This is a genomic window from Streptomyces phyllanthi, from assembly GCF_009377205.1.
Lineage (GTDB): Bacteria > Actinomycetota > Actinomycetes > Streptomycetales > Streptomycetaceae > Streptomyces > Streptomyces phyllanthi.
Map to the genome: position 1 here is coordinate 1 of NZ_VJZE01000593.1, position 4,704 is coordinate 4,704.

Annotated in this window: 5 protein-coding genes; 4 read left to right on the forward strand and 1 reads right to left on the reverse strand. The window is 71.5% G+C overall.

The window, feature by feature from the left end:
* The first annotated feature begins 60 nt into the window (after nucleotides 1-60).
* The 4 genes from FNH04_RS41565 to FNH04_RS41580 all read left to right on the forward strand — a co-directional run bounded on the left by FNH04_RS41565 (nucleotide 61) and on the right by FNH04_RS41580 (nucleotide 3,986).
* Nucleotides 61-1,344 carry a helix-turn-helix domain-containing protein gene (locus FNH04_RS41565; protein WP_322725380.1) on the forward strand — a complete coding sequence of 428 codons (1,284 nt, stop codon included), beginning with the start codon at nucleotides 61-63 and terminating at the stop codon, nucleotides 1,342-1,344.
* A gap of 576 nt (nucleotides 1,345-1,920) precedes the next feature.
* Entirely contained in the window at nucleotides 1,921-2,397 is a 477-nt protein-coding gene (locus FNH04_RS41570; RefSeq protein WP_152791426.1) for a hypothetical protein, read from the forward strand.
* Nucleotides 2,398-2,512: 115 nt separating this feature from the next.
* Nucleotides 2,513-3,409 (forward strand): hypothetical protein, encoded by an 897-nt coding sequence (locus FNH04_RS41575; protein ID WP_152791427.1) that lies wholly within the window; start codon nucleotides 2,513-2,515, stop codon nucleotides 3,407-3,409.
* A 154-nt stretch (nucleotides 3,410-3,563) separates the two neighbouring features.
* Nucleotides 3,564-3,986, forward strand: a complete 423-nt coding sequence (locus FNH04_RS41580) for an SseB family protein (RefSeq protein WP_152791428.1) — start codon at nucleotides 3,564-3,566, stop codon at nucleotides 3,984-3,986.
* Between the two features lie 193 nt (nucleotides 3,987-4,179).
* On the opposite strand, the gene FNH04_RS41585 is transcribed toward FNH04_RS41580, so the two are convergent.
* Nucleotides 4,180-4,611 carry a MarR family transcriptional regulator gene (locus FNH04_RS41585; protein ID WP_152791429.1) on the reverse strand — a complete coding sequence of 144 codons (432 nt, stop codon included), beginning with the start codon at nucleotides 4,609-4,611 and terminating at the stop codon, nucleotides 4,180-4,182.
* Nucleotides 4,612-4,704: the final 93 nt, after the last annotated feature.

Here is a 4,704-nt window from a genome sequence, read left to right on the forward strand (position 1 = left end):
CGTCTCCCGGGGTGGGTTCAGGGCGTCTTCGGCGTCCGGGGAGGCAGAAAGAAGGCAGGGGTGGCGCAACCCAACGAGGCCGAGCGGTTGGCGGCCCGTCTACGCATGCTCAAGGACCGCGCGGGGGTCAGCTTCGAGGTGCTGGCCCAGCGGACCGGGGCCGGCAGGTCGAGCCTGCACCGCTACTGCGCGGGGACCCATGTCCCCGTGGGGTACGGACTGGTCCACTCGTTCGCGAAGGCGTGCGGGGCGACGGGGGAGGAGCTTCGCGAGCTGCACCGCCTGTGGGCACTCGCCGACGCCGCCCGCTCCGCGGAGGACGCGGCGGAGGCGTCGGCCGAGGATACAGCGGCGCGGCCGGAGACGCAGGGGGCCGGTGAACGGCGACCGGAGGCGGACGGTGGTGGAACCGGGGACGGTGGATCCCGGAAGGCCGGGGCGGCCGGGGCCGAGGGGGACGGACACCGGGAGCGCGGACCCGAGCCGGTTGGCTCGGAGACGGTCCGTTCCGAGTCGGTCGGTTCCGAGTCGGTCGGCGTTGAGCCGGCCGGTCCCGAGGAGCGCTCACGCGCGGAAGGCGGGGCCGAGGTCGAGGAGACCGGCCTGACCGTCGTGTCGGAGGTGATGGAGTCGGCCCGTTCCGGACGCCGGATGCTGCCGGGCGTGGCGGCGGCCGTCCTCATCGCCGTAGGCGCCACCCTCGGGGTCGCCCTCTGGCCGGAGAGCAGCGGCGGTGGCCGTTCCGCGCGGGAGGAGGTCTCATCCGACGACGGTCGGCTGCTGTTCTCCGCGGCGTGCGAACCGGTGGTCAGCATGGGACAGCACGACGCCTGCGTACGGGAGGTGCAGACCCTGCTCAGGAAGGCCGGCGGTGAACTGGACGTGGACTCCGACTTCGGACCCCAGACGCTGCGGCGCGTGACCGCTTTCCAGGTGATGGCGGAACTCCCGCCGAAGGGCATCGTCGACAAGGCCACCAAGCGGGCTCTCTACGCCGGCAAGGTCGACCTGTCGACATGGGCGCCCGAGAAGGTGGAGCGACGCATCCGGGAGGTCTTCCCCGAGGAAGGCGATCGGGCCGTGGCCATCGCCCGCTGCCAGTCCTTCCTCGACCCTCTGCACATCCTGCCGAACACCAACGGCACCCGTAACTGGGGTGTCTTCCAGATCGCCGACGTGAACCTCAAGAAGTTCGCGGCCGACCCCCGGCAGGCTCTCGACCCGGAGTGGAACATCCAGGCCGCCCGCCGGCTCTGGAGTGTCAACCGCGACTTCAGCAGCTGGCCGCACTGCGATCAGGCGTTCCGTACGAGTTCTCCCTCGGCGAGCCCGAGCGGCGACTGACCCTTCCTGTTCCGGTGGCCCTTCCCGTTCCGGCCGACGTCCGCGCCGGGACAGGGGGCGTGGGGCCTGTCCGACGGATCATGGCCGGGTCCGCGATGCCTGGCGCCTGGCGTCTGGCACCTCGCCGAGCGTCCGGCCGAGTCCCGTAGCGGCCGCCGCCCCCGACCCTTTGGTCGCCGGGGCGGCGGCCCTTTCGTATGAGCCGTTGGTCGCCGGGGACGGCGGCCGTTCCGTATGAGCCGTTCCGCGGTGGCGGGCGCCGCCCCGAGCCGGCCGTTCACCGGCGGCAGCCCCTGCCCGCGGTGGCCGCCGACCCGTACCGGCGACCGCCCCGCGCCGGCCCACGCTCCCGCTGTTCCATCCGCATCCCATCAGGCATGCGAAGCCCCAGGTCAAACCACTGGCGCTGTCCCGTCGTCCCGCGGGAGCCCGTTTCCTTGTGCCCCGCGTCCCAGGGGACTGAACTGCGCTGGCAGCAGGTCCACCGGGGCCGGACGGGACAGCCGTTGAGTGTGTTTCCCGCCCGGACGCCCCCCGGGTTCGGACCGTGGACCACAACACCGGAGGTGGAATCACATGTCGACAAGGACTGCCAGAGCGGGGCTGCGAAGCCGGCTGGGCATCGCCACGGGAATCGCGGCCGTCATGGCGGCGGCGGGCACCCTCCTCGGAGCGGCGCCGGCTTCGGCCAGCGACAACTGCTCCTCGGGATATCACTGTGTCTTCTGGACGGACATCTACAACTCCGCGCGCCACTCGTACTTCGACACGGACACGAACTTCAGCAACGACACCTTCAACCAGCTCAGCGGCCAGTCCGGCTACGGCTCGACGGTGAACAACAACTCCATCGCGGCCAGCAACAACAGCAACAGCGGGTACGAGAGCCACTTCTACGACTCGTACAGCAGCAGCAGTGGCTGGCTGGACGCCAACCGCCTGTTCTGTGTGAACCCCGGCAGCGAGGCCTACCAGAGCGAAATCCCCTCCAGCCTGTGGAACAGGGCCAGTGCCCTCCGGCTCCGGGGGACGACGTCGATCTCGTGCTTCTGATCGCCGGCGAGTGACAGATGCCCGGCGGTCGGGGGCCGCCGGGCATCACCTCGACATCGCATCGCCGCAGAGGAAGGCCCGGTTCCCTGCGGCTCCCGCCCACCCTGGAGATCGCATGCCCTCGACAGCGTCGCGCAGCCGTGCCGTCCGTACCTCCCTGTTCGTCCTCGGCCTCGCTCTCGTGGTCGCGGTGGCGGCCCTGGTCATGACCGAGCGGTCCCAGGACTCCCCCTCGACACCCGCGGGATCGGCCGTCTCACTGGCCGAGGTACGAAAACGCCCACCGATCTACCGCTTCCTCTACGACTGGACGCCGTCGGCCCGGCAGATCGCCGTGGCGCAGGGGCGGCTGATCACCACGTGCATGGCCGGGCACGGCTTCACCTACACGCCTCCTCCCGTGGCGACGGTGGAGGAGGGGGCGCAGTGGCCCACCCCGTTCGGGCTGGAGACCCTCGATGTGCCCGGAACCGACACCGCCGAGACCCTCCCGCCGGAGGAGCCCAAGGGAGAGGCCTACACACGCGCGCTCTTCGGCGACCCGGACGACCGTATCCGGGCGAAGAGCGAGTCGTTCACCGTGTCCCGCCCCGCGACCGGATGCCAGGCCGAGGCGGAGGAGCGGCTGCTCGGGGACGAGCGGCTGCGGTGGCTGCGCCTTCGGCTCCGGCTCGGCGACGGAGAGCGGGAGGCGTTCGACATGCTGGAGAAGGCGCCGGGCTTCCGCGCGGCCCAGGCGCGGTGGCGCACCTGTATGAAGGAAACCGGCTTCGACGAGAAGGATCCGTTGCGGTTCCTGAACTCCCTGCCCGCCGACACCGACATCCGTACCCACCGGGCCGCCCGGGCGGACGTACGGTGCAAGGCCGACACGGACTATCTGGTGGCGGCCTACTCCGAGCTGGCCGCGGCGCAGGAGAAGTGGCTCGACGAGCATCCGGACGTCCGCGCCGGCTGGACGGAGCTGCGAAAGCGGCAGGAAGCGGAAGCACACCGCGTGCTCGCGGAGTGACCAGGCCGCAGACCGCTCCGATGGCCTTCGGCGCACAGCGAACCCCGGGCCGTCGCACAGGATTGCCCGGAGTCCGGCCGGGTACGCGACGGGCGTTGCGCCCGGGACGGATCGCGTCCCGGGCTGTCCGTCCGCCACGACCCGGGGATCTGCCATGGACACACCCTCGAACGACATCACCGCGCCCGAGCCCGTCACACCGGCGCAGGAGGCCCTGACCACCATCGCCCTGAACACGGGGGACAGCAGGGGCGCGCTCGACACGCTGGCCGACTCGGAGGTGCTCGTCCCGGTGCCGGACGACGCCAGCGAGGAGGACGCCTACGACCCGACGGCGGTGGCGCTGCCGGTGCTGGAGCAGCCGAGCGGCGAGCAGGTCGTGCCTGTGTTCACCACGGAGGTGGAGATGGCCGATCTGCTGCCGTTCGTGTCGCGCTACCGCGTCGTGCCCCTGGGTGCCCTTGCCTCGCAGTGGCCGGACATCGACCTGTCGCTCACCATCGACGCCAGCTCACCGCACGGGCTGACGCTCGACTCCGAGGACGTACGCACCCTGCTGGCGAGGCCGCAGGACTGAACGGGCCGTGTCCCGGGGATCGGGGGCGGGCCCGGCCGCCAGGCACCGGAGGGGAGCGGCCGGGCCCTGGAGGACGGGGTGGGCCTGCGCTCCTCAGGGCCTTTCCGGGGGTGAGGATGCCGTGCGGACCGGGCGTACGGGATCCGCTGTGCTGAGCCCCGTCGGGGTCAGCCCCGTCGGCCGGAGCGGTGCGTCACGCGGCCCCGGCCGGCTCCGCGCCGTGCGGCACCGGCCGGCTCCGGAGCATACGGGCCAGGACGGCGCGTTGCAGGGGCAGCACCTCGGCGTGCAGTTCGCGGCCCCTCTGGGTGAGGACGACCCACACGCCACGCCGGTCCTCCAGACAGACCGACCGTTCCACCAGCCCGTCCTTCTCCAGACGGCCGATGAGCCGGGACAGCGCGCTCTGGCTGAGGTGGACCCGGTCGGCGATGTTCTGCACACGGCACTGCTCGCCGGTGTGTGCGGCAGCGCCCGAGGCGAGGACGTCGAGCACCTCGAAGTCACTGGCGCCGAGGCCGTGCGGATGCAGTGCGCGGTCGATCTCGCACATCGTGCGCGCGTGCACCGACAGGATGTCCCGCCACTGGTCCTCGAGCCGGGCGTCCGCCGTGTTCACTGCCATGCGTGCAGGGTACCGGACTGAGAACGTTCGTTGAGCTTGCAACTAATGCGCTTGCATGGAAGTCCCCCGCCCCGGACAAGCCCCCGTACACAC